The sequence below is a fragment of the Nonomuraea sp. NPDC049129 genome (assembly GCF_040648495.1).
Classification (GTDB): Bacteria; Actinomycetota; Actinomycetes; order Streptosporangiales; family Streptosporangiaceae; genus Nonomuraea.
Genome location: NZ_JBEZDU010000024.1, coordinates 35,385 through 59,114, shown reverse-complemented (window position 1 = coordinate 59,114; position 23,730 = coordinate 35,385). Strand labels below are relative to the sequence as shown.

The window sequence follows — 23,730 nt, the reverse complement described above, 5'->3', positions numbered from 1 at the left end:
GGTAATTTCCAGAATCGGGGGACCATGCGCAAGAGTTAGCTGCGCTAGGGTGCGACCGTCGTCGATCACCCCCCGTTCGAAGGAGACGCGACATGAGGTTCGGTGCACTAGGGCGCACCGCCCTGATTGGACTTGTGGCCACCCTTGTCATTACGGGGTGTTCCAGCTCAGATAGCAAGACCGGAGGCGCCTCGAATGCCAACGGTCTTGAGAAGACAGACCTCCTGATCGGCGAGTACCCCGGGGCGGACGCAGCCCCGCTGTTCATCGCGATCGAGCGCGGCTTCTTCAAGGAGCAGGGCCTCAATGTCAAGACGGAGGCCATCCAGGCTCCGCAGGCCGTACTGCCCAAGCTCGCCAACGGCAGCATGGACGTGGTGCTGGGCAGCTACGCCACCATCTTGTCCATCCAGTCCCAGGGGCTGGAGAAGTTCAAGTACATCGCGGACTCCTACCAGGGAGCCGCAGGGGCCTTCGGCGTGATGGTGTCGAAGAACTCGCCCATCAAGAGCGTCGGTGACCTCAAGGGCAAGAAGATCGGCGTCAACGCGCTCGTCGGCCTGGGTGTTCTCACCATGAACCCCCACCTCAAGATCGCCGGCCTCGACCCCACCAAGGACGTCAAGTACGTCGTCGTGCCGAGCACCGACTGGCTCAAGTCGCTGAAGAGCGGTGCCGTGGACGCCGTCTGGATGACCGACCCGTACGTCAGTCAGGCCAAGAACCAAGACGGCGCGACGATGCTGCTCGACACGATGTCCGGCCCCACGGACAGCCTGCCGATCACGGGCTGGGCGGCCACGGAGAAGTGGATCGGCAAGAACCCCAAGACGATGGCCGCCTTCCAGCGGGCGATGGCGAAGGCGCAGAACGTCGCAGCCACCGACCGCAGCGCCGTGACGAAGATCCTGCCGACCTTCACCCAGATCCCGGCCGCGACCGCTGCCACGATCAACCTGGGCAACTACCCGACCTCACTGAACGCCCAGCGCATTCAGCGGGTGGCTGACCTGATGGCCGAGTACGGCTTCATCAAGAACAAGATCGACGTCTCCTCGATGATCGTTACGTCGCAGGGATGACCGCTGCCACAACACTGACGCGGGGCGGGCGTTCCACGCTCGCCCGCGCCAGGGTCGGAAAGCTCATCCGCCACGCCATCGGCGTGGCGGTTTTTCTGCTTGTCTGGGAGCTCGCCAGCAGGACCGGCCTGGTCGAATGGCTGCCCCCGGCCTCTACCTGCCTGGCCAGAGTGATCGGCCTGGCGTTCGATCCCGAATATCTCGCCGATCTGAGCTCCACGATGCTCGCCGCCGTCATCGGCCTGCCGCTGGCCATCCTGCTGGCCGTCCCCGTAGGGCTGCTGCTTGGGACCGTTCCCGTCGTGGAGGAGATGACCCGCGCGATCGTCGAGTTCCTGCGTCCCATCCCCTCGGTGGCGCTGATCCCGCTGGCGCTGTTCCTGTTCCAGCCCGACATCAACGCCAAGGTCGCGCTCATCGTCTACGCCGCCTCCTGGCCGATCCTGATCAACACGCTCTACGGCGTGCGTGACGTCGACCCGCTGGCCGCGGAGACGCTGCGCTCGTTCAGCTTCGGCTCCGCGGCCGTCGTCTGGCGGGTGTCGCTGCCGAGCGCCGCGCCGTTCATCTTCACCGGCATCCGGCTGGCCGCCTCGATCACGCTCATCCTGGCCATCAGCGTGGAGTACGTCGTCGGCGGCGCCGGCGGGATCGGCGCCTTCCTCATCCAGGCGAGCACCGCCCTGGACGATTCGGCGATGGTCGACGTGATAGCCGTGCTGGTCTGGTCGGGCGCCATCGGACTGATCGTCAACACCCTGCTGCTGCGTGCCGAGCGGCGGCTGTTCAAGTGGCGGAACGCATGATCAAAACCCTGGTCAAACGGCTCTGGCTGGTGCCGGTGGCCCTCGTCGCGTGGGAGCTGATCACCAGGGCGGTGGACGACCCCTTCATGCCCCGCCCCACGGTCATCGTGGCGCGCATGTACGAGATGTGGTTCTCCGGGCCCCTCATCCTCACCGACGAGGCGGTGGACAACTTCGTCCCCAGCATCATCAGGCTGGTCGGCTCGTGGAGCGTGGCCGTGGCCCTCGGGATAGCACTCGGTGTCGCGATCGGCAGGACCGCCTGGCTGTCCGACTACATCGACCCGCTGGTGGAGTTCGCCCGGGCCGTGCCGCCACCTGTGATGTTCCCCGTGTTCCTGGTGCTCTTCACCATGGGCACGCAGGTCCAGGTGGCGACGATCGTCTTCGGCGTCATCTGGCCGATCCTGCTGAATTCCATCGATGGCGCGCGTAACGTGGATCGTCTCCAGATTGAGACCGCTACCGTCTTCGGCGTCCCGGCGAGCCTGCGCCTGGTCCGGATCATCCTGCCCGCCGCCTCACCGAAGATCTTCGCTGGTCTGCGGCTGAGCGTCTCGCTGGCGCTGATCCTCATGATCGTCTCCGAGCTCAAAGGCGCTACCGACGGCATCGGCTACCTGCTGGCCAGCGCGAGCGACCGCTCCGACATGCCGGCCCTCTGGGGAGGAGTGGTCGTGCTCGGAGTGCTCGGTTACGTACTCAACACCCTGTTCCTCATGGTCGAGCGCCGGATGCTCACGTGGCACCGTGGCGCTCGCCGTACCGCGTAGGAGGCGGATGTGACTGACCTGTTGCTGAAGAACGTGCGTATTGTTACGCACGACCGAGACGAACCGGTCGTCGCGGACATCGCCGTGACGGACGGGCGCATCGAGCAGGTGGCAGCCGGCCTGTCCGCCGAGGGCGTCGAGGAGGTGCTCGACGGCGACGGGAAGCTGGCCTTCCCGGGCGTCGTGGACGCCCACCAGCATTGGGGCATCTACAACCCGCTGCCCGAGGACACCGCCTCGGAGAGCATGGCCAGCGCCCAGGGCGGCGTCACCACGGCGCTCACCTACATGCGGACCGGCCAGTACTACCTCAACAGAGGCGGTTCGTACGCGGAGTTCTTCCCCGAGGTGCGCAGGCAGGCGGAGGGGCAGGCCTACATCGACTACGGCTTCCACCTCGCGCCCATGTCGAGCACGCACATCGGCGAGCTGCCCGACCTGGTGGAGAAGTTCGGGGTCTCGTCGTTCAAGATCTTCATGTTCTACGGCGGGCACGGGCTGCACGGGCGCTCGGCCGACCAGAGCAAGTTCCTGATGCTGCCCGAGGGCGAGCGCTACGACTACGGGCACTTCGAGTTCGTCATGCGTGGCGTGCAGGAGGCCCGCGAACGCTTCCCGCACCTGGCCGACGAGATCTCACTGTCGCTACATTGTGAGACCGCCGAGATCATGACCGCCTACACCAAGCTGGTGGAGGAGGCCGGCGACCTCAGCGGGCTGGCCGCCTACAGCGCCTCCCGGCCGCCGCACTCCGAGGGGCTGGCGGTCTTCATCGCCTCCTACCTCGCCCACGAGACCGGCCTGGCCAACATCAACCTGCTCCACCTGTCCTCGCGCAAGGCGCTCGACGCGGCCGTGCGGATGGCCAAGACCTTCCCGCACATCGACTTCCGCCGCGAGGTCACGATCGGGCATCTTCTCGCCGACATCGAGACCGCCAACGGGATCGGCGCGAAGGTGAACCCGCCCATCAGGCCGCGCGAGGACGTCGAGGCGCTGTGGGAGTACGTGCTCGACGGCACCGTCGACTGGGTGGTCAGCGACCACGCCTGCTGCCGGGAGGAGCTCAAGTTCGGTGCTCCGGCCGACGACGTGTTCCTGGCCAAGGCCGGGTTCGGCGGCGCCGAATACCTGCTGCCCGGCCTGATCACCGAGGGCCGCCGCCGCGGCCTGTCCTACGGGCGCATCGCCGCCCTCACCTCCTGGAACCCCGCCCGCAGGTACGGCCTGCGGAGCAAGGGCACCATCGCGCCCGGCTTCGACGCCGACTTCTGCCTGGTCGACACCGGCAGCACGTGGACCGTCCGCGCCGCCGAGTCGGAGTCGACGCAGGAGTACACCCCGTTCGAGGGCTTCGAGCTGAGCGCGAAGGTCACCGACACGTTCGTCAGGGGCAACCACGTCCTCGACGCGGGCAAGATCGTGGGTCGTCCGGTGGGCCAGTACATCTCCCGGCCGCTGGGCTGAAAGGAAACCCCTTGCTTGAGATAGACAACCTCACGCACGTCTATGGCGAGGGCCCGACGCGGCACCACGCCATCGACGGCCTGAACCTGAGCGTCGCCGAGGGCGAGCTGCTGTGCATCGTCGGGCCCTCCGGGTGCGGCAAGTCGACGCTCCTGCGCTCCATCGCGGGCCTGATCAAGCCCACGGGCGGCGCCATCAAGGTCCAGGGCGAGCTGGTCCGCCAGACGCCCGCCAACCTGGCCGTCGTCTTCCAGGACTACAGCCGGTCGCTGTTCCCGTGGATGTCGGTGGCCGACAACGTCGCGCTGCCGCTGCGTCGCAAGGACATGACCAAGCAGCAGCGCCGCGAGGCGGCGCACGAGGCGCTGGACTCGGTGGGGCTGGCGGAGGCCGGTCGCAAGTACCCGTTCCAGCTGTCGGGCGGCATGCAGCAGCGCGTGTCGATCGCCCGCGCGCTGGCCTACCGGCCGGCGCTGATGCTCATGGACGAGCCGTTCGGCTCGGTCGACGCGCAGACGCGTGAGGACCTCGAAGACCTCGTGCTGAAGGTACGCGGGCACCACCAGATGACGATCGTGCTCATCACGCACGACATCGACGAGAGCGTGTACGTGGGTGACCGGGTCGTCGTGCTGTCCAAGGCGCCCGCGCACGTCGTGGGCGACCTGAAGGTGGAGCTGCCCAGCCCCCGCGACCAGATCAGCTCTCGCGAGCACCCGGACTTCGTCCACCTGCGCGCCGAGGTGGGGCGTCTGGTGCGCGGCGTGGCCTCAGTCTGAGCACGTCCCCATACCCGCACGTCCCCACAACTGAAGCACAGGCCGAACCACCAGTGCCGCCGGGCGTCCAGCCCGGCGGCACTGGTGCAGAGGAAGTCAGGCCGGAGTGTGGGAGTGGCGGGTCAGGGCGTGTTCGACCAGCGTGATCAGCGTGCCCTTCACCGAGTCCCTGACTCGGGCGTCCAGGCGGACGATCGGGATGTGCGGGTTGAGTGACAACGCCTCCCGGATCTCCTCCTGCTGGTGCTGGAAGTTCCCGTCCCAGCCGTTGATGCCGATGACGAAGGGGAGTTTGGCCTCTTCGAAGTAGTCGATCGCGGGGAAGCTGTCGGCCAGCCGCCGCGTGTCCACCAGCACCACCGCGCCGATCGCACCACGCACCAGGTCATCCCACATGAACCAGAACCGGTGCTGTCCGGGCGTGCCGAACAGGTAGAGGATCAGGTCACGGTCGAGCGAGACCCGGCCGAAGTCCATCGCCACGGTCGTGGTCGTCTTGTTGGGCGTGAGAGAGACGTCGTCGACACCCGCCGACGCGTCCGTCATCACCGCCTCCGTGGTGAGCGGCAGAATCTCCGAGACCGCACCCACGAACGTCGTCTTGCCCACGCCGAAGCCGCCGGCCACGACGATCTTCGTCGAGGTTAGGCCGGGGCTAGAGCCTGCGAAGTCCACTGAGCACCCTTTCGAGCAAGTTGAGGTCCGGCTTTCCCGCGTCCAGCGCAGGCTGGTGCACGCGGATCAGGCCCTCCGACGCCATGTCGGCGATCAGCACCCGGACCACCCCAAGAGGCTGCCGTAAAAGGGCGGAGATCTCGGCAACCGACCTGACGTTCCGGGTTAGCTGAATGATCGCCTGATACTCCGGACTCAATAGTGAAATGTCTTTATATTCCGAGGTCACGGAGGACACGAGGGCCTCCATGGCGAACTTCATCCGTGGGGCCGTGCGGCCCCCTGTCACGGCATATGGCCGGACAAGGGAGCTCGGCTTCTGCGGACGCGGAGCCGACGGATGCGGCGGAGTGCTATCACCAGCCCAACCCTGACCTGACATCATGTTCTTCTCCTGTCACCGTCCCACTAACGCGGGCGGGACGCCTGCAGCTCGGCGCGCACGGCCGGGGTGAGCACCTGGCCCGCCCGTTCCACGAGCAGCGTCATCTGGTACGCGACCAGGCCCATGTCACAATCGGGCGCGGCGAGCACAGCGAGGCAGGAGCCATCGCTGATGGACATGATCATCAGGAGTCCGCGCTGCATCTCGATGACGGTCTGGGTGACCATACCGCCTTCGAACACACGAGCCGCGCCCTGCGTCAGGCTGATCACACCTGAGGCGACCGCGGCCAGCTGGTCGGCCCGGTCCTTGGGAAAACCCTCGGAGAAAGCCAGCGGCAAGCCGTCGGACGACACCACCACGGTGTGCGCGACTCCAGGCACGTTATTGACGAAATCGGTGATCAGCCAGCTGATGCCACGCGCTCCCTGGCTCAGTTCTCTCATTGCTCCTCCTCATTGTCTTCTCCGCGGGTGAACGCGCGGCCTTGCCGTACCCCCTGCTGGAAGCTGGACAGCCGGCTCCGCAATCGATCGGGAGAGATCTGTGGCGCCGGTGACGTCGCCTGCGGCTCGGCCAGGCTGGCCGTACCGGGAACCAGGTTGGCCTTTGGCACGCGCCGCGGCAGGCCAGAGGCCGTCGTGCCGCCCATGGCCGGCTCGGCGGCGGCCTGCGCGGCCTGCCAGCCGGTGTCGGCGGGCGAGGACCACGTCGAGCCCGCGCCGGACTTGCCCGGCACGCGTTGCGGCAGCGAGGGCTTGTCCGACGTCCCGGCGGAGGCGGCGGACGCGGCGACCGGCGGGGGCGCGGCGGGCGTGGCCGCGGGAGGCACGGGGAGCTGAGCGTAAGGCTGGGCGTAGGGCTGCCCGGCGGGCTGCTGCGGGAACTGGCCGATCGGCGGCACGGCCGGTATCCCCCCGATCTGCGTCTCCTCCTGCGCGGAGATCTCGGAGTGCTGCTCCTGATCCGGCTTGGCCGGCTCGGGCTCCGGCTCCGGCCTGCGGAACCAGTCGGAGCCGACCGAGGAGAAGATCGGCAGGAAGTCGTCGCTCTGCTCCAGCGGCGAGTTGTTGCGCACCGCCGGGAGCGGGCCGGTCAGGTCCTTGGAGGAGTACTCGCCGGGACCGAACGGGTTGAACGCGCCACGACCGTTGTGCGTGAAGGGCTCGACGGGCGGGATCGGCGAGTCGGCGAACGACGGCCAGCGCTGCTCCTCGAACCCGTACGCCGGCCGCGGCTCGGCGTCGAAGGGCTTGGGCGTCGCGACGAACGGCGACCTGGGCGGCAGATCCTCGGCCGAGCCGAAGGACGGCCAGCGCGTCTCCTCCGAGGACGAGGGCGGGGGCGGCTCCGTGGCGAAGGACGGCCAGCGCTGCTCGTCCTGCGCCGGAGGCGGCGGCTCGGTGGCGAAGGAGGGCCAGCGCTGCTCGTCCTGCCGCGGCGCCTCCTCGGCGAAGGACGGCCAGCGCTGCTCGCCCGGAGCGGCGGCCGCGGGCGGCTCCTCGGCGAACGACGGCCAGCGCTGCTCGTCAGGCTGCTGCCTCGGCGGCTGCTCCTCGCCGAACGGCGGCCAGTTGCCGCCACCGCCCGGCACGGGCAGCGTGCCCGGCCACTGCGTGTCGACCGGCGCGTCGTCACGGATGTCGGGGGTGTCGATCGTGCCCTGCGGCGCGGCGTAGACGCCCGAGCCGTTCGTCGAGGACGGCTCCAGCTGGCTCGGGTCGAAGGTGGTGAAGGCTTCGTACTGGCCGCGCTGCTGGGGCACCGCGCCGGCGGCGGTGCCACCGCCGAGGAGCATGTCGGGCAGCATGACGAGCGCGGCCAGGCCGCCCGCCTCTCGCATCCCGAGCTGGACCCTGATGCCGTGGCGCAGCGCCAGGCGGCCGACCACGAACAGGCCCATGCGGCGCGAGACGGCCACGTCCACCACCGGCGGGTTGGCCAGCCGCCAGTTGGCCTCGGCCAGCTCGTCGGCCGACATGCCGATGCCCAGGTCGGTGATCGTCACCTGGATGCCGCCCTCGATGGGCGAGCTGGTGACCTGGACCTTGCTCTCGCGCGGGGAGAAGGAGATGGCGTTCTCGATCAGCTCGGCGAGCAGGTGCACGGCGTCGGTGACGGCCGGGCCGGCGACCTCGATGCCGGACGGGATCTGGATCTGGACCCGTTCGTAGTTCTCGACCTCGGACAGCGAGGCGCGGGCGATGTCGACCAGCGGCACCGGCTCGCTCCACTTGCGGGCGGCCTCCTGGCCGGCGAGGACCAGGAGGTTCTCGCTGTTGCGGCGCATGCGGGTGGCGAGGTGGTCCAGCCGGAACAGGTTCGCCAGCCGGTTCTCGTCCTCCTCACCCTGCTCCAGGCCCTCGATGAGCTGCAGCTGCCGCTCGACGAGCGTCTGGCTGCGCCGGGAGAGGTTGACGAACATCGAGTTGACGTTGGCGCGCAGCTTGGCCTCGTCGCCGGCCAGCCTGATCGCCTCGCGGTGGACCTCGTCGAAGGCCCGGGCCACTTCCCCGATCTCGTCGCGGGTGTTGACGCCGACGGAGGGCACGTCGGGCACCTCGGCGCTGTCCCCGGACTCGCGCAGCAGGCGGACGGTCTCGGGCAGCCGGGTGGTGGCCACCTGGAGCGCCTCGGCGCGCAGCCGGCGCAGCGGGCGGACCAGCGAACCGGCCACCCGGGTGGTGATCACCAGGACGAGCAGCAGCAGGACCAGGATGGTCGCGCCGGAGATGATGGCGTTGCGCTGCTCGGTGTCGCTCAGGTCCCGGGTGGTGGCCACGATCCTGGTGGTCAGGCCGTCCTCGACCTTGCGCATGGCGTTGGCGGACAGCGAGGTGCTCTCGTACCAGAGCTGGAGGTCACGGCGAGTCGTGATGTCCAGGTCCCTGATGGTCTTGAACTCGCGCAGCTGGGCCAGGGCCCGCTGGCGCATCGCGTCCGCGCGGTCGATCTGCGGGCCGCGCACGCCCTTCTTGTACGCCTGGAGGTCCGCACGGGTGGCTTCCTGCTCGAAGGCGGCCAGCTGCAGCTGCTGACTGTTCCAGGAGCCGAGGAAGTCGGACAGGTCGTCATAGTCCAGCCGCCGCTCGATCAGCGCCACGACGAGGATGCCCTGCTGGCGCAGCACCTGTTCTCTGGTCTGGTCGAGGGCGGCCAGCGCGGCCACGTCGCCCTGGAGGGCGTCGTCGCTGATGCCGTCGCCCAGGTCGTTCTGGAGGCGCTCGAGGACCTCGATCAGGGAGGAATAGGTGCGGATGGCGGCTCGGGGCGGCACGCTCGCCTCACCCGCGATCGACCTGCGCAGGCCGTCGAGTCCGGTCAGCCACCGGCGGATCTCCACGACCTCCTGCTGGACGCGGGTGGTGTGGGTGGCGTCGATGGACGTGGTGGCGGCGAGCACGCGCTGCTTGGCCGCGTCGGACGCCTCGCGCTGGGTCTTGAGCTGGCTCAGGCGGATGGGACGCCGGCGGTCGGCCATGTACCACGCGGTGAGCGTGCGTTCCTTGGCGAGCTCGTGCGACAGCGCGGAGGCACGCTGGACCAGCTCGGCGACCTGGGTCAGCCGGCGGTACTCGGCGCTGGTGCCGATGGCGTTCGCGAGCTGGACGCCGGCGAGGAGCACACCCACGATCGTGGGGATGAGGATCAGCGCCACCAGCCTGGAGCGCACGCGCCAGTTCGCCAGCCGGAACCGTCCGCCTGTGTACTCCCCTGACCTGGTGTGCCTGGGGTTATCCGTCCTCACTGACTCTCGCAACCTCTCGCCGTTACGTGCTCGAAAATCTGACACGCTTGGGGCGCATGGGATTTCTGCGGGCTGGGTAATTGGAACACAACCCGTACCAGACGGCCAACCGTACATATCCCATCAAATACGACCAAACGTGCCCACAAGGTCGCATTTCGCCGCGCGCGTTTTCAGGCGGGCCGAAAGGAGTCTCGCTCCACCGGCGCCGCGTGCTTGACCATCAGGTGACGGGTCACCGAATACTCCTGCACCGCCTCCTGGCTCATGTCCTTGCCGAAACCACTGCCCTTGACCCCGCCGTGCGGGGCCTCGCTGGCTATCGGCAGGTGGTCGTTGATCCAGGTCACACCCACATCGAGGCGGTGCGAGACCCGCATCGCCCTGGCAACGTCTCGTGACCACACGGACGAGGCCAGACCGTAACGCGTGTCGTTGGCCAGCGTGACCGCCTCGTCCTCGGTGTCGAACGGCAGGACCACGAGGACGGGACCGAATAGCTCTCCCTGGACGATATCGCTGTTCTGTGACACTTCGTTAACAAGTGTCGGAAGGTAGTAGAAGCCGGGTCCGTCGACCGGCGCGCCACCGTGCACGACGCGCCCGCCGGAGCCGGAGACGAAGCCGTGCACCCGGTCGCGGTGGGCCGCCGAGATCAGCGGGCCGACGTCGGTGGCGGGGTCCCACGGGTCGCCCACGGTGATCCCGGCGAGCGTCTGCCTGATGGCCTCCACCGCCTCGTCGTAGACCGGCCGGGCCACGTAGACGCGGGTGGCGGCGGTGCAGTCCTGGCCGGTGTTGTAGGTGGCGCCCATGGCCACCCCGCGGGCCGTCTCCTCGAGGTCGGCGTCCTCGAAGACCAGCGCGGGCGCCTTGCCACCGAGCTCCAGGTGCACCCGCTTGAGCGTCTTGGCGGCGCCGCTCATGACGGCTCGGCCGGTCTCCGTCGAGCCGGTGACGCTGACCATGTCCACGCCCGGATCGGTGACCAGCGCCTCCCCCACCTCGGCGTCGCCGGTGACCACCCGCACCAGACCGGCCGGCGCGCCCGCCTGGGCGAACAGCTCGGCCAGGCGCAGCGTGGTGCGGGGCGTCTGCGGGGCGGGCTTGATGACCACCGCGTTGCCCGCGGCGACGGCCGGGCCGAGCTTCCACACGGCCATCACGAAGGGGAAGTTCCACGGCGCGATCGAGCCCACCACGCCGACCGGGCGGCGCAGCATGACCGAGGTGTAGCCGCGGCTGAACACCCCAGCGCCCGACCCTTCGAGCGAGCGCGCGGCCCCGGCGAAGAAGCGCAGGTTGTCGGCCGCGAACGGCAGCTCGCCGTCCCTGAAGACCGCCGCGGGCTTGCCCGTCTCCTCGACCTCCAGCCGGGTCAGCTCCTCGGCGTCGGCCTCGACCAGGTCGGCCAGCCGCAGCAGCACCCGGGCCCGCTCGGCGGGGGTGGCCTGCGACCACTCCTCGAAGGCGGCGCGCGCCGTCCCCACGGCCCGCGTCACGTCCTCGACGGGGGTGTCGGGGATCTTGTCGAAGACGAGCCCCGTCGCGGGGTTGATCAGCTCACGCATCGGACCGCTGCCCCAGCTCCTCGATGAGGTCCGCGGCCTTGCGCAGCCCGTCCAGGCCGCGGATCCGCTCACCCTCGGCGGCCAGCCGGGCGCGCAGCTGCTCGTCGCCGAGCAGGCGGTCGAGGGCGCCCGTCAGCTCCTCGTCGGTGAAGGCGTAGGTCGACAGCCGCACGCCGTAGCCGAGCTCGTCCACGCGCTGGGCGTTGTCGTACTGGTCCCAGAACAGCGGCAGCAGGATCATCGGCTTGCCGAAGTGCAGCGCCTCGGTGGTGGTGTTGTTGCCGCCGTGCGTGATGACCAGGTCGCAGAGCGGGATGATCTTCGTCTGCGGCAGGAACTCGGCGCCCCACATGTTGTCGGCCAGCTTGATCTCCTCGTGCAGCGGGCCCTTGGAGACGATGAACTGGTGCGGGGTGGTGGCCAGCACGTCGATCACCCGCTGCATCAGCTCCACGTCGGAGGAGCCGAGCGAGCCGAGCGAGAAGTAGACCAGCGCGCCGCCGGTGCGCTGGAAGGGCAGCTGGAAGTCCTCGTCGGTCTCACGCACCGAGGAGTCGAGGCGGTGCCAGGTGGGGCCGAGCGGGCGGGCGTCGGTGTAGTCGAGGATCTCCGGGAACACGTAGAGGTTCAGGTCGCCCTCGTGGATGAAGTCGAGGTCGGGCAGCGGCTCGGTGCCCTGCTCGACGCACCACTCGTTGAAGGCGTTCCAGATCTCCCGGTGCGTACGGTCGTACTCGGCGCGGAAGGCGTCCCACTCCGCGCGGTGGTCGGCGGGCAGACCCGAGAACACCGGCGCGACGTCGTCCCCGCGCACCTCCAGCGGGTTGCAGGACACGATGCGGACGAACTTCTTGCCGGCCGTGAGCAGCGCGGGGAAGGTGATGACGTTGTCCTCGACGATGACGTCCGGCTGGACCCGCTCGATGATCGCCTTGAGCTGCGGCTCGCAGTACTTGGCGCCGTCGATGAGCGAGTCCCAGATGGGCTTGGTCACCGTTTCGAGCTGCTCCAGCGTGCTCTTGCGGTATTCCGGGGCGGTCTCGCGGATGAAGTCCTTCCAGAACTGTCCCGCATCCTGCTCCTCGTCCCCCTCGGCGGGCGGCGCCAGGTCGACGAGGTCCTCCTCGAAGCCGAGCGCTTCGAGCTTGCCCTTCCACGAGGCCTCGGCGGCGAAGACGACGCGGTGACCGCGGCGACGGAGAATGTCGCCGATGCCGATGCTGTTGTTCGTGGGCCCGTAGGCGCTTTCCGGCATGAACAGGATGGTGAGGGACATCACGCGCTCCGAGGTGGCATCAATTTGAAGGGGAATTCAAATACTCATCTAGCGGGCCGGTCAACTTCAAGGCACTATGGTCACGGCTTCCTGAACGGCAGACGAACAAGGCGGTGAGTGTGACCCAGCGAAAGAGCCGCAGCGACCGGCGCATCGACCTGATCGAGGCGGCCCGGCGGGCCATCATCCGTCACGGCATCGACCGCGTCCAGCTCTCGCATGTGGCCGAGGAGGCGGGGCTTACCTCGGGCGCCGTGCTCTATCACTATCCCGACCTCAGCGAGCTGCTGGTCGAGGCGCAGCACGCCGGGATGGAGCGATTCTACGAGCAGCGGATGCGGCAGCTCGCGGCGCTCACCGACCCGGCGGAGAAGCTGGTCATGACGATCAGGTCGGGGCTGCCGACCGGTCCGCTCGACCCCGATGTCCGGCTGCTCAACGAGCTGGGCGGGGCGGCGGGGCGCAGCCGGGTCTACGGGGTGCTGCTCACGTCCCTCTATGACCGGCAGGTGTCGATGTACCAGTCGATCCTGGACACGGGGGCCGCGCTGGGCGTCTTCACGCTGAGCTCCGACTCGCTGACGATCTCGCGGAACCTGGTGGCCCTGGAGGACGCCTACGGCTACCGGATCACCGCCCGGCACCCGGTGATAGGCCCGCAGGAGGCGGCCGAGCTGATCCTCTCCTACGCGCGCACGGCGACGGGCCACGGCCTCGCTCACTGAGCCGTTCGCCGGCCCGCCGCTCATTGAGCCGTTCCCTGGTCCGCCGGGATGATGACGGCCTCGTCGTGCCGCCAGTGCAGCTTGACCTTGGCGCCCTGCTCCACGGCGCTGGCGCCCTGCACGGCCACCAGGACCGGCTTGACGCGGCCGGGCAGGTCGACCGAGACGTGGGAGACGCCGCCGTAGAAGCTGACGTCGAGCACGGTCCCCTTGAGGCCGTGCGCGGCCGTCTCCTCGCGCAGCTCGATCTTCTCGGGGCGGACGCCCAGGAGTGCCTTGGCGCCGGTCTCCAGCTCCTCCAGCGGGGTGCCGGGCAGCAGGCCGAAGTCGTCGGTCCGCAGGGCCTCGGCGCCGCCGGCCGTACCCTCGAACAGGTTGTTGGCGCCGACGAAGTCGGCGACGAAGGGGGTGCGGGGCCGCTCATAGAGCTCGACGGGCTGGTCCACCTGGCGCACGCCGCCGCGCTCGAAGACCGCGATGCGGTCGGCGAGCGACATGGCCTCCTCCTGGTCGTGGGTGACGACCACGAAGGTGATGCCGACCTCGTGCTGCAGCCGCTTGAGCTCCAGCTGCATGTCGGCGCGGACCTTCTTGTCCAGCGCGGACAGCGGCTCGTCGAGCAGGAGCAGGCGCGGGCGCTTGACGATGGAGCGGGCGAGCGCGACGCGCTGGCGCTGACCGCCGGACAGCTGGGCGGGCTTGCGACCGCCGAGGTCCGACAGGCCGACGGTCTCCAGCACCTCGCCGACGCGCTGCTTGATCTCCTGGCGCGGCAGCTTCTCGCGCTCCAGGCCGTAGGCCACGTTCTTGGCCACGGTCATGTGCGGGAACAGCGCGTACGACTGGAACATCAGGCTGATCGGCCGCCGGTTCGGCTGCTTGCCGAGCAGGTCCTCGCCGTCCAGCGTCACCGTGCCGCTGTCGGGCGTCTCGAACCCGGCCAGGATGCGCAGCAGCGTGGTCTTGCCGCAGCCGGAGGGGCCCAGCAGGGCGAAGAACTCACCCTGGCGGATGTCCAGGGAGACCCCGTCGAGCGCGGTGACGTCACCGAACCGCCGGGTGATCCCGTCAATCTTCAGCACGTGACACACTCCTCATGGTCGAGTCCGCCTCACCTTGCACCCTGAGGTCCGCACGTGGTCCTCCAGGTGTCCGGTTCGGCTCCCTCTCCCCGATCTTGGTCATCCGCTGGCCCACGATCACCGCGGTGAAGCTCACCAGGAGCAGGATCGCGGCCAGCGCGTTGATCTTCGGGGTCACCCCGAAACGGATCATCGAATAGATGACGATCGGCAGCGTCTGCTCGTTGTTGCCGATCGTGAAGAAGGCGATGACGAACTCGTCCAGCGACAGTGTGAAGGCCAGCAGCGCGCCCGCGATGATGCCGGGTGTGAGCTGCGGCAGCGTCACCTTCATGAACGTGACGACCGGGCCCGCCCCGAGGTCGCGCGAGGCCTCCTCCAGCGAGGTGTCGGCGTTCGACAGCCTGGTACGCACCACCGCGGCGACGAACGCCATCGAGAAGACGCCGTGCGCGAGGATCACCGAGTAGAGCCCCAGGGTGAGCTGGATCATCCCGTAGAAGACCAGCAGCCCGATGGCCAGCACCAGGTCGGGTAGGACGGCCGGCATCAGGGCGAGCGCGTCGAGCGTCTTCGACCGGGTGTACCTGGCCAGGCCGACGGCCAGCAGCGTGCCGAGCACGGTCGCGACGACGGTCGAGCCCGCGGCCACGATGAGCGTGTTGACCACGCCGTCCCTGATGCGCTCGTCCTGGGCCAGTTCGCCGTACCACTTGAGGCTGAAGCCCTCGTAGGTGTAGGCCGACCTGCCGGAGTTGAACGACATCACGACGAGCACGATGATCGGCGCGTACAGGAAGACGTACGTCGCCCAGAACGGGACATGCAGCCACTTCGACCTACGCACGACGGGCCACCCACGACTGCGCGATCAGCAGCACCACCAGGACCGCCACGAGGGCCAGCGTCAGCGCGGAGCCGAAGGGCCAGTCGCGCGCCTGCAGGAACTCGGTGCGGATCAGGTTGCCCACCATGACCGACTTGCCGCCGCCGAGCATCTCGGGGATGACGAAGTTGCCGAAGCTGGGCACGAACACGAACAGGCACCCGGTCAGCACGCCCGGCACCGTCAGCGGCAGCGTCACCTTGCGGAAGGTGCTGAACGCCGACGCGCCCAGGTTCGCCGACGCCTCGCGCAACTGCGGGTCGAGCCGCTCGATCGCCGCGTAGAGCGGCAGCACCATCAGCGGCAGGTAGGAGTAGAGCAGCCCGAGGACGATGGCGCCCTGGTTGTAGAGCAGTTCGTACGGCCCCAGGCCGAGCGCCTTCAATCCCGAGTTCAGCAGGCCGGGACCGTTGAGCAGGATGATCCAGGCGTAGACGCGGATGATGAAGTTCGTCCAGAACGGCAGCACGACGGCGACCAGCGCGACCGTCTTCCACTTGCGCGGCAGCTGCGCGATCAAGTACGCCGTGGGGTAGCCGAGCAGCAGCGCGAGCAGCGTCGTGAGCCCCGCGATCTTCAGGGAGGCGCCCACCACGCTGAGGTAGAGCGGGTCGATCAGGCGGCTGAAGTTCTCGCCGGTGACCTCGTAGACGACACCGCCGAACCGGCCGCGCTGGAAGAGCGTGTAGCTCAGCACGAGCACCAGCGGCACCAGCAGGAGCACCACCAGGTACGTCAGGCCGGGTGACAGGAAAACGAACGCACCCAGCCGGCGTCCTCTGGAAGGAGACACCGGCCGGGCTTGAGCTTCTGACTTCATTCGTGTTCTGACTTCATCCCGCGACTACGACTGCGCCTTGATCTCGGTCGCCAGGCGCGTGTACTTGACGCCCGCCTGGCCCAGGTCGATGAGTGACTCACCGTTGAGCAGCTCGGCCGGCTTGATGTCCAGCAGGGAGCCCTTGGCGATCTCCACCTTGTCCATGGCGGCCTTGTTGGGCACCTTGTAGTTGATGTTCACGGCGGCCCAGCTGTGGATCTCGGGGTCGAGGATGTAGTTGATCAGGGCGTGCGCCGCCTCCTTGTTCTTGGAGGACTTCATGATCACCATGGTGTCCACCCAGAGGTCGCTGCCCTCCTTCGGCACCACGAACTTGATGTTCTGCTTCTCGTCCGTGGTCGGGCACCAGCCGTCCCACGCCTCGACCATGACCGCCTCGCCGGACTTGAGCTTGTCGCCGAAGGTCGTGTCGTCGTAGCCGAGCAGGTGCGGCTTGGCCGCGACAAGGAGCTCCTTGGCCTTGGCGATCTCGGCGTCCTTGTCGGTGTTGACCGAGTAGCCGAGCGCCTTGAGGGCGGGCAGGGCCAGCCAGCGCTCGGTGGTCATCATGGTGACCTTCTTGTCGGCCCACGACGGGGGCTGCAGGAGGTCCTTCCAGCTCGTCGGCGGCGTCTTCACCAGGTCGCTGCGGTAGCAGATGCCGGTCGTGCCCCAGGTGTAGGGCACCGAGTACTTGTTGCCCTTGTCGTAGGACAGCTGGGTCGCCTCGGGGTAGAGGTTCGACAGGTTCGGGATCAGCTCGGGGTGGATCGGCTCCAGCAGGCCCTGCTCGTTGAGCGCCTGGGCGTACTGTCCGGACACGAACGCCACGTCGATGCCGCTGTCGCCACCCGCGGTCAGCTTGGTCATCGCGGTCTCGTTGGTGTCGTGGATCGCGATCTTCAGCGGGAACTTGAGCTTGTCCTTGACCTTCTGCGGCAGCTCCTTGGGCGTGTACCCGTCCCAGACCGTCACGTTGACCGACTGCTTCGACAGGTCGGCGTTCGGGTTGAGCTGGTCGGCAGTCGCCGCCGGCGCCGCGCCTGCGTTGGTCGACTCACCGCCGCACGCCGCGGCGGCGAGCGCGAGGCCGGCCACCGCTACGGCGGCCGGAAGACGACGGGTGAACCGGGTACGGAACACGGCCGCTACTCCTTCAGGGTTCCGGTGGATGAGGGGTCGCGCGACCAACCGGGCACGGCAGACCAGACGAGGAGTGTTGCAGCAGAAATCAACATGAGCAAGACTTTTGCGGACACTGTTACCTGGATGTTTGGTATTCCTGTTGAACATGGATTCAATTTGGAGGCGGTTGCTCTCTCTCGGTGAGAAGCCCCTCACATCACGGGACCGCGGCGTCTCGGCCGCGCTCGTGACGGCGCTGGGGGGAGGGGATGACGTGCCGCCGCCGTTCGCGGTCCGCCGCTTCTCCGCGCTGCCCAGCCTCTCGTACGAGGCTGGGGATCTCGACACTGGGGTGCCGGTCGAACGGGATTTCGGCGCGCATGTCGACCAGACGAACTATTCCGTGGTCGTGGCCGATCGGGTGGTCGTCAAGTGGCTGACGCCGCCGGCGGCGCTGCCGCATCCCGCTCCCGATCTGCTCGCCCACCTGGCCGGGGCCGGGTTCCGGGACACGGCTCCGCCGTACGCCGCTCTGACCCGGGTGGACGGGGCGGGAGAGACGCTGCTCGCGCTGGTCACGGGCTACCTGCCGGAGGCCAGGGACGGTTGGGAGTGGTGCGCCGACGAGGCCGCTGCCGGCCGCACCGCCTTCGCGGAAGCCCTCGGCCGCCTGGCCGCCGACCTCCACCTGGCGCTCTCCACTTTCCCACCCCCTTCCATCGTCGCCACTCCCCCAACCGTTACACCCATTTCCGGTCTGGCTGTTTCCCGTCTGGCGGGTTCCCCTCTGGCTGAAAGGGCCGAGCAGGCGCTGGCCGAGGCTCTCGCCCTGACGGACGGCGAGGACGGCGCGTGGCTGGCCGGACGAGCCGACGCCCTCAGAGCCGAGCTGGCCCCGCTGACCAGGCCGATCAGCACGCCGCTGATCCGCATCCACGGCGATCTGCACGTCGGCCAGATCCTGCGGTGGCGCGACGGTTACGCCGTGATCGACTTCGACGGCAACCCCACCGTCATGGAGGCCGCGCCGTACCAACCGGCGGCCAGGGACCTCGCCCAGCTCGCCACGAGCCTGGAGCACGTCGCCCAGGTGGCGATCAAGCGCCGCGGCACCCCGCCGAGTCAGGCGCTCGACTGGGCCGGCGAGGCTCGCGAGCTCCTGCTGGCCGCCTACCGGAGCCGCCTGGCCGAGCGCGGGCGGCCGGACCTCCTGGACGAGTCGCTGCTGCGCCCGTTCGAGATCGAGCAGGAGTGCCGGGAGCTGGTCTACGCCGCCCGCCACCTGCCCCGCTGGCGCTACGCCCCGATGGGCGTGCTGCACGCCCGCTATCCCGAGAAGACCCCGTGAACCCCGAGCCGTGCCAGGCAGACACTTCTGAGGAGACCCCGTGAATTCCGAGCTCTACCTGGCCGACCTGGAGGCCAAGCCCGCGGCCCTGGCCACCCTCGCGGACGAGCTGGCGGCGGGCGGCCTCTACGAGGGGCTGCCTGCCGGTGTCCGGCGGGTGCTGTTCCTCGGCATGGGCAGCTCCCGCTACGCCGCCGGAGTGGCCGCGCTCCGCCTGCGCGCGGCGGGCATCGACGCCTACGCCGACTACGCCTCGGCCGCCGCGTCATACCCCGCGAGCCCGGAGACGCTCGTGGTGCCCATCTCGGCGACGGGTACCAGCCGCGAGACGCTCGACGCGGTGGCCCGCTACGCGGGCGGCCCGTCGTTCGTGGCGGCGCTCACCAACCATCCCGGCTCGGCCCTCGCCGAGGCGGCCGACCTGGTCGTGCCCATGCACGCGGGTGAGGAGCGGGGCGGGGTGTCCTGCCGTACGTTCCAGCACACGCTCGCCCTCCTGCTCGCGCTGGAGGCGCACCTCACCGGCGACGGGCGCGACCTGGCCGACCTCGTACGACGCAGCGCCGAGGCGTCGGCCGACCTCCTCGACCGCAGGGAGGAGTGGCTGCCCCTGACGCTGGAGCTGCTGGACGGCCCGGACGGCGTCTACACCATCGCGCCCGTGGAGCGCCTGTCGTCGGCGGAGCAGTCGGCGCTGATGTTCCGCGAGGGTCCGCGCCGGCCGGCCGACGCCTGCGAGACGGGCGACTGGGCCCATGTGGACGTCTACCTCACCAAGACCCTCGACTACCGCGCCCTGCTCTTCCGCGGCTCCGGCTACGAGGACCAGGCCATGGACTGGGTGCGGCAGCGCGGCTCGACGGTCGTCACGGTCGGCGGCGACCTCATCGGCGGCGATCTGCTCGGCGGGGATCTCAAGGACGCCACGGCCGCCATCCGCTACGCGCACGACGGCGACGCGGACGTGGCACTGCTCACGGAGACGCTGGTGGCGGAGCTGGTGGCCGCCCACTGGTGGTCGGCCGTGTCCTAAAGGCGGCGTCCTGGGAGGTGGGCGGCGTCCTGAAAGAGCGTCCTAAGACAAGCCGTCAGCGGGCGCCGGACGCGGCGCTGGCGTTCAGCGCGTGCTCGACCAGCGCGATGAGCGTGTTCTTGACCGGCTCGCGGGCCCGCGCGTCGGTGCGCACGATCGGGATGTGCGGGGAGAGCGTGAGTGCCTCCCTGACCTCGCTCTCCACGTGCGGGAACCGCCCGTCCCACCCGTTGAGCCCGACGATGAAGGGCAACCCGGCGTTCTCGAAGTAGTCGATCGCGGGGAAGCTGTCGGCCAGCCGCCGGGAGTCCACCAGGACCACGGCCCCGATCGCCCCCCGCACGAGGTCGTCCCACATGAACCAGAACCGGTGCTGTCCTGGCGTACCGAACAGGTAGAGGATCAGATCACGGTCGAGCGACACACGCCCGAAGTCCATGGCCACGGTGGTGGTCGTCTTGCCCGGTGTGTGCGCGAGGTCGTCGATGCCCGCCGAGGCGTCCGTCATCACCGCCTCCGTCGTCAGCGGCATGATCTCCGACACCGCGCCGACGAAGGTGGTCTTGCCCACACCGAACCCACCCGCGACGACGATCTTCGTCGAGGTGAGCCCGCTAGAGCCTGCGAAGTCCACTTAGTACCCTTTCGAGCAGGCCCTTGTCAGGGATGCCCGCCTCGAGCTGCGGCTGGTAGACGCGTACCAGCCCTTCCGACTCCATGTCGGCGATCAGCACCCGCGCCACTCCGAGCGGGATCCGCAGCATAGCCGACACCTCGGCCACCGAGCGGACCTGTCGGCACAGCTCGCTGATCGCCCGGTACTCCCGGGTGTAGGCCATACCGAGCCGCATCGAGGTCGACGAGGAGATGAGCGCCTCCATGGCCAGGCCACCGCGTGGGGCGGTCCGGCCGCCCGTGACGGCGTACATCCGGACCAACGAGCTGCGCTCGGGCTCCGGTCCGCGGTCGTCCCACGCTGCCAACAGTCCGCTCCCATCACCAGGTACGCGCGGCCGAGAGTTCCGCGCGGACGGCGGGCGTGAGCACTTGCCCCGCGCGCTCGACCAGAATCGTCATCTGGTAGGCCACCAGGCCCATGTCACAGTCGGGTGCGGCCAGCACCGCCAGGCACGAACCGTCACTGATGGACATGGCCAGGAGCAGCCCGCGGTCCATCTCGATGAGGGTCTGGGTGACTCCGCCGCCTTCGAAGACGCGCGCGGCGCCCTGCGTGAGGCTGATCAGCCCCGCCGCGATGGCCGCGAGCTGGTCGGCGCGGTCCTGGGGGAATCCCCGCGAGATGGCCACCGGCAGCCCGTCGGCGGAGACCACCACCGTGTGCGCGACGCCGGGCACCTGCTCCACGAAGCCGCTGACCAGCCAGTTCAGGTCCCTGGCCGCCTGGCTCAGGTTCTTCATCATGAGTCCTCCTCTAACTCTGCACGGCCCTTGCGCACGCCCTGCTGATAGCCGGCGAGCCTGCTGCGCAACCGGTCGGGCGAGACCGGCGGCGCCTGCGCGGGCGTCGGCGGGGGCGCGGCGGAGCCGGGCACGAGGTTGGCCTTCGGCGTCCGCTTGGGCAGTCCGGATGTTGTCGTCCCGCTCTGGGCGGGTTCGCCGATCGCTCCCGCCGCCTGCCATCCGGTGTCGGCCGGCGAGGTCCAGGCGGGGTCGCGCTGGTCCGGCGTCGGTGTCGCCTTGGTGAACCAGCTCGACTCGAAGGTGTCGTAGAACTCGTTGTCAGCCCGCGCCGGTGGGGCGGCCAGGTCGGGCATCGGCACCTCCACCGAATGCGTGTGCTGTGAGCTGAACCACGACGCCGAATCGAGCGGCTGATCGAACGCGGGGTCGTACGACGGGTGGCCGAGGCCGGGCATCGCCGGTGTGGCCTGCATCGGCACCTGGACGAACGGCGGCGGCTCCGGGGGCGCCACGGGCCCGGGGAGCGCGGTGAGCAGCATCTCGGGGATCAGCACCATGGCGGTCAGGCCGCCGGTGTCCTGGGGGCGCAGCTGCACCCTGATGCTGTGCCGCAGCGCGAGCCGGCCGACCACGAACAGGCCCATCCGCCGGGAGACCGAGACGTCGACCACCGGCGGGTTGGCCAGCCGCCAGTTGGCCTGGGCCAGCTCCTCCGGCCCCATGCCGATGCCGTGGTCGGTGACCGAGACCATCAGCCCGCCGCCGTCGATGTGGCTGCTGGAGATGATGACCTTGGTGTCGCGCGGGGAGAACGAGACCGCGTTCTCGACCAGCTCGGCGAGCAGATGCACGACGTCACTGACCGCCTGGCCGGCGATGGCGGCCGCCGACTGCACCTGGACGCTGACCCGGTCGTAGCTCTCGACCTCGCCGAGCGACGCGCGTACGACGTCCATCAGCTCGACGGCCTCGCTCCACTTGCGCGCCGCCTCCTGGCCGGCCAGGACCAGCAGGTTCTCGCTGTTGCGGCGCATGCGGGTGGCCAGGTGGTCGAGCAGGAACAGGTCGCCGAGCCGGGTGTCGTCGCGCTCGCCCCGCTCCAGCCGCTCGATCAGCGTGAGCTGCCGCTCGACCAGGGTCTGGCTGCGCCGCGACAGGTTGACGAACATCGCGTTGACGTTCGAGCGCAGCCGTGCCTCGTCGCCGGCCAGTCGTACGGCCTCGCGGTGCACCTCGTCGAAGGCCCGCGCGACCTCGCCCACCTCGTCCTTGGAGAAGATGCCGATCGGCGGCACCTCGGCGTTGAGCGCGCCGTCGCGCGACTCGCGCAGGTGCTGGACGAACTCCGGCAGCCGCCGGCCGGCGATCTCCAGCGCCTCGCCGCGCAGCCGGCGCAGCGGGCGGACCAGCGATCTGGCCACCCCGGTGGTGATCAGCAGGACGGCGATGAGCAGCGCGAGCACGGCGCCCGCGATGACGAGGGCGCGCTGCCGCTCGTCCGCGCCCAGCGCCTCGCTGCGGGTCAGGATGCCGGCCGCCTGGCGCTGCTCGACCTTGCGGAAGGAGTCGACGACGACGTTGCCCGCGTCGTACCACTCCTTGGCGTCGTCGCCGCGGCTGGCCTGGTCGAGCCCGCGCAGCGGCAGCCCGGCCGTGGCCCGGATCAGCACCAGCTCGCGCAGGAACAGCATCCGGTCGGCGGGCCTGCCGTTGACGGTCTCGTCGAAGAAGCGGCGCTCCTCGGCGGTGGCCTCGTCGCCGAAGCTCTTGCGCTCGTTGCGCTCGCGCGACAGCTCGCCGAGGAAGCGCTTGAGCTGTTCCTGGTCGAGACTTCCCTCCACCAGGCCGGTGGTGACCAGCGCCTGCTGGAGCGAGACGCTCTCCTTGGCCTGGGCCAGCGCGTCGAGCATGCGGGTCTGCCGGAACAGCTCGTCGTCCTGGCTGCCCTTGATCAGCTCGTTGTGCACCGACAGCAGCTCATTGATCACCGTGGTGTAGAGCTCGACGCAGGCACCGGGCAGCAGCTCGGCTTCGAGCGCCTGCTCGCGCAGGCCGGCCAGGTCGTTCAGGCGGCTCAGCATGTTCTCGATCTGGTCGGCGGTACGGCCGGTGACGTCGCCCACCAACTGCTCGGCGCTGGCCCGTACCTCCTTGGTGGACTCGTCCACCTGGTCCATCTGGTTGCGCACGGCGGCCAGCCCCGTCACGGGCCGGCCCCTGGCGATGAACCACGAGGTCCTGGCGCGCTCGCCGGCGACCAGGTGGGTGAGCGCGCCGACCTGCTGGGACAGCTGCGCCAGCCGGTTGGTACGGGTGTAGTCACCGGCGGCGCCTATCGAGGCGAACACCTGGAAGCCGCCGAGCAGGACGGCGGCGGCGGTCGGGATGACGATGAGGGCGACCAGCCGCGCCCGGACACGCCAGTTGCGCAGACGCCAGTTTGCCTCGTCCGCCTGCCGTTCACCCAACTGAGTACTCACCGAACGCAACCTCTCGCCCGAATCGGCGTATATGAAGGGCGCCTGAGGCCCCTGGGGAAAATCAGCAAGTGCCGGTAATTGGAACACATACCTACCAGCTCGGCCAAGCGAACATAAGGCCACAAAAGTTGAGTTGTGTGGCACATGAGGCGAGAACCTGGAGCCCCATTTATGCCGACCATTGGCCGAGAAATATTCCAATAACTGAACAAGTGTCCGCTTGTGGGCGTTTGTACCGTTCCAGGGC

The 23,730-nt window shown here is 69.1% G+C and carries 22 protein-coding genes; 8 read left to right on the top strand and 14 right to left on the bottom strand.

The features are described from left to right. Positions 1-92 precede the first annotated feature (92 nt). Genes AB0B64_RS47340 through AB0B64_RS47320 form a run of 5 tightly spaced genes read left to right on the top strand, consistent with a single transcriptional unit; the run spans position 93 to position 4,907 of the window. Positions 93-1,082 (top strand): ABC transporter substrate-binding protein, encoded by a 990-nt coding sequence (locus AB0B64_RS47340; protein WP_358191450.1) that lies wholly within the window; start codon positions 93-95, stop codon positions 1,080-1,082. After that, the gene (locus tag AB0B64_RS47335) at positions 1,079-1,888 is read left to right on the top strand and encodes an ABC transporter permease subunit (protein WP_357942930.1); all 810 of its coding nucleotides are present in this window, start codon (positions 1,079-1,081) and stop codon (positions 1,886-1,888) included. Before AB0B64_RS47340 ends, AB0B64_RS47335 begins: the two co-directional genes overlap by 4 nt. After that, positions 1,885-2,661 carry an ABC transporter permease gene (locus AB0B64_RS47330; RefSeq protein ID WP_357942928.1) on the top strand — a complete coding sequence of 259 codons (777 nt, stop codon included), beginning with the start codon at positions 1,885-1,887 and terminating at the stop codon, positions 2,659-2,661. Before AB0B64_RS47335 ends, AB0B64_RS47330 begins: the two co-directional genes overlap by 4 nt. A gap of 9 nt (positions 2,662-2,670) precedes the next feature. Continuing rightward, a complete protein-coding gene (locus tag AB0B64_RS47325) occupies positions 2,671-4,128 on the top strand; it encodes a dihydroorotase family protein (RefSeq protein ID WP_357942926.1) in 1,458 nt (485 codons plus the stop codon). Between the two features lie 11 nt (positions 4,129-4,139). After that, positions 4,140-4,907 (top strand): ABC transporter ATP-binding protein, encoded by a 768-nt coding sequence (locus AB0B64_RS47320; RefSeq protein WP_358191428.1) that lies wholly within the window; start codon positions 4,140-4,142, stop codon positions 4,905-4,907. Between the two features lie 96 nt (positions 4,908-5,003). Here the strand turns inward: AB0B64_RS47320 and AB0B64_RS47315 are convergent, their stop codons facing one another. The 6 genes from AB0B64_RS47315 to AB0B64_RS47290 form a co-directional block, all read right to left on the bottom strand. After that, positions 5,004-5,582: an ATP/GTP-binding protein gene (locus AB0B64_RS47315; protein WP_225290495.1), complete on the bottom strand. Its 579-nt coding sequence runs from the start codon at positions 5,580-5,582 to the stop codon at positions 5,004-5,006. Beyond that, positions 5,563-5,964: a DUF742 domain-containing protein gene (locus AB0B64_RS47310; RefSeq protein WP_225290601.1), complete on the bottom strand. Its 402-nt coding sequence runs from the start codon at positions 5,962-5,964 to the stop codon at positions 5,563-5,565. Before AB0B64_RS47310 ends, AB0B64_RS47315 begins: the two co-directional genes overlap by 20 nt. 26 nt (positions 5,965-5,990) lie before the next feature. After that, a complete protein-coding gene (locus tag AB0B64_RS47305) occupies positions 5,991-6,404 on the bottom strand; it encodes a roadblock/LC7 domain-containing protein (protein WP_214641718.1) in 414 nt (137 codons plus the stop codon). 5 nt (positions 6,405-6,409) lie between these two features. Beyond that, a complete protein-coding gene (locus tag AB0B64_RS47300) occupies positions 6,410-9,715 on the bottom strand; it encodes a nitrate- and nitrite sensing domain-containing protein (RefSeq protein WP_358191419.1) in 3,306 nt (1,101 codons plus the stop codon). 173 nt (positions 9,716-9,888) lie between these two features. Continuing rightward, a complete protein-coding gene (locus tag AB0B64_RS47295; RefSeq protein ID WP_358191414.1) occupies positions 9,889-11,286 on the bottom strand; it encodes an aminobutyraldehyde dehydrogenase in 1,398 nt (465 codons plus the stop codon). Further along, the gene (locus AB0B64_RS47290; RefSeq protein WP_357942918.1) at positions 11,279-12,562 is read right to left on the bottom strand and encodes a glycosyltransferase; all 1,284 of its coding nucleotides are present in this window, start codon (positions 12,560-12,562) and stop codon (positions 11,279-11,281) included. The genes AB0B64_RS47295 and AB0B64_RS47290 overlap by 8 nt, the downstream gene beginning before the upstream one ends. Before the next feature lie 119 nt (positions 12,563-12,681). Between AB0B64_RS47290 and AB0B64_RS47285 the strand changes: the two genes are divergently transcribed. Further along, positions 12,682-13,287, top strand: coding sequence for a TetR/AcrR family transcriptional regulator (locus AB0B64_RS47285; protein ID WP_225290491.1), 606 nt, complete (start codon positions 12,682-12,684; stop codon positions 13,285-13,287). 20 nt (positions 13,288-13,307) lie between these two features. Here the strand turns inward: AB0B64_RS47285 and AB0B64_RS47280 are convergent, their stop codons facing one another. Genes AB0B64_RS47280 through AB0B64_RS47265 form a run of 4 tightly spaced genes read right to left on the bottom strand, consistent with a single transcriptional unit; the run spans position 13,308 to position 17,218 of the window. Then, complete coding sequence (locus AB0B64_RS47280; RefSeq protein ID WP_358191398.1) at positions 13,308-14,369, bottom strand: ABC transporter ATP-binding protein; 1,062 nt, start codon at positions 14,367-14,369, stop codon at positions 13,308-13,310. Beyond that, on the bottom strand, positions 14,356-15,216 hold the full coding sequence (locus AB0B64_RS47275) for an ABC transporter permease (RefSeq protein ID WP_357942913.1): 861 nt from the start codon (positions 15,214-15,216) through the stop codon (positions 14,356-14,358). Before AB0B64_RS47275 ends, AB0B64_RS47280 begins: the two co-directional genes overlap by 14 nt. Beyond that, positions 15,209-16,048: an ABC transporter permease gene (locus AB0B64_RS47270; RefSeq protein WP_357942911.1), complete on the bottom strand. Its 840-nt coding sequence runs from the start codon at positions 16,046-16,048 to the stop codon at positions 15,209-15,211. Before AB0B64_RS47270 ends, AB0B64_RS47275 begins: the two co-directional genes overlap by 8 nt. 51 nt (positions 16,049-16,099) lie before the next feature. Continuing rightward, positions 16,100-17,218: a spermidine/putrescine ABC transporter substrate-binding protein gene (locus AB0B64_RS47265; protein WP_357942909.1), complete on the bottom strand. Its 1,119-nt coding sequence runs from the start codon at positions 17,216-17,218 to the stop codon at positions 16,100-16,102. Positions 17,219-17,474: 256 nt separating this feature from the next. Between AB0B64_RS47265 and AB0B64_RS47260 the strand changes: the two genes are divergently transcribed. Continuing rightward, on the top strand, positions 17,475-18,548 hold the full coding sequence (locus AB0B64_RS47260) for a hypothetical protein (protein ID WP_358191360.1): 1,074 nt from the start codon (positions 17,475-17,477) through the stop codon (positions 18,546-18,548). Positions 18,549-18,588: 40 nt separating this feature from the next. Then, a complete protein-coding gene (locus tag AB0B64_RS47255) occupies positions 18,589-19,581 on the top strand; it encodes an SIS domain-containing protein (RefSeq protein ID WP_357942905.1) in 993 nt (330 codons plus the stop codon). 55 nt (positions 19,582-19,636) lie between these two features. Here the strand turns inward: AB0B64_RS47255 and AB0B64_RS47250 are convergent, their stop codons facing one another. The 4 genes from AB0B64_RS47250 to AB0B64_RS47235 all read right to left on the bottom strand — a co-directional run bounded on the left by AB0B64_RS47250 (position 19,637) and on the right by AB0B64_RS47235 (position 23,483). Continuing rightward, the gene (locus AB0B64_RS47250) at positions 19,637-20,215 is read right to left on the bottom strand and encodes an ATP/GTP-binding protein (RefSeq protein WP_357942903.1); all 579 of its coding nucleotides are present in this window, start codon (positions 20,213-20,215) and stop codon (positions 19,637-19,639) included. Further along, positions 20,196-20,510, bottom strand: a complete 315-nt coding sequence (locus AB0B64_RS47245) for a DUF742 domain-containing protein (RefSeq protein WP_357647311.1) — start codon at positions 20,508-20,510, stop codon at positions 20,196-20,198. Before AB0B64_RS47245 ends, AB0B64_RS47250 begins: the two co-directional genes overlap by 20 nt. A 67-nt stretch (positions 20,511-20,577) precedes the next feature. Beyond that, complete coding sequence (locus AB0B64_RS47240) at positions 20,578-20,991, bottom strand: roadblock/LC7 domain-containing protein (protein WP_357943114.1); 414 nt, start codon at positions 20,989-20,991, stop codon at positions 20,578-20,580. 8 nt (positions 20,992-20,999) lie between these two features. After that, positions 21,000-23,483, bottom strand: a complete 2,484-nt coding sequence (locus AB0B64_RS47235) for a nitrate- and nitrite sensing domain-containing protein (protein WP_357942901.1) — start codon at positions 23,481-23,483, stop codon at positions 21,000-21,002. Between the last annotated feature and the right edge of the window lie 247 nt (positions 23,484-23,730).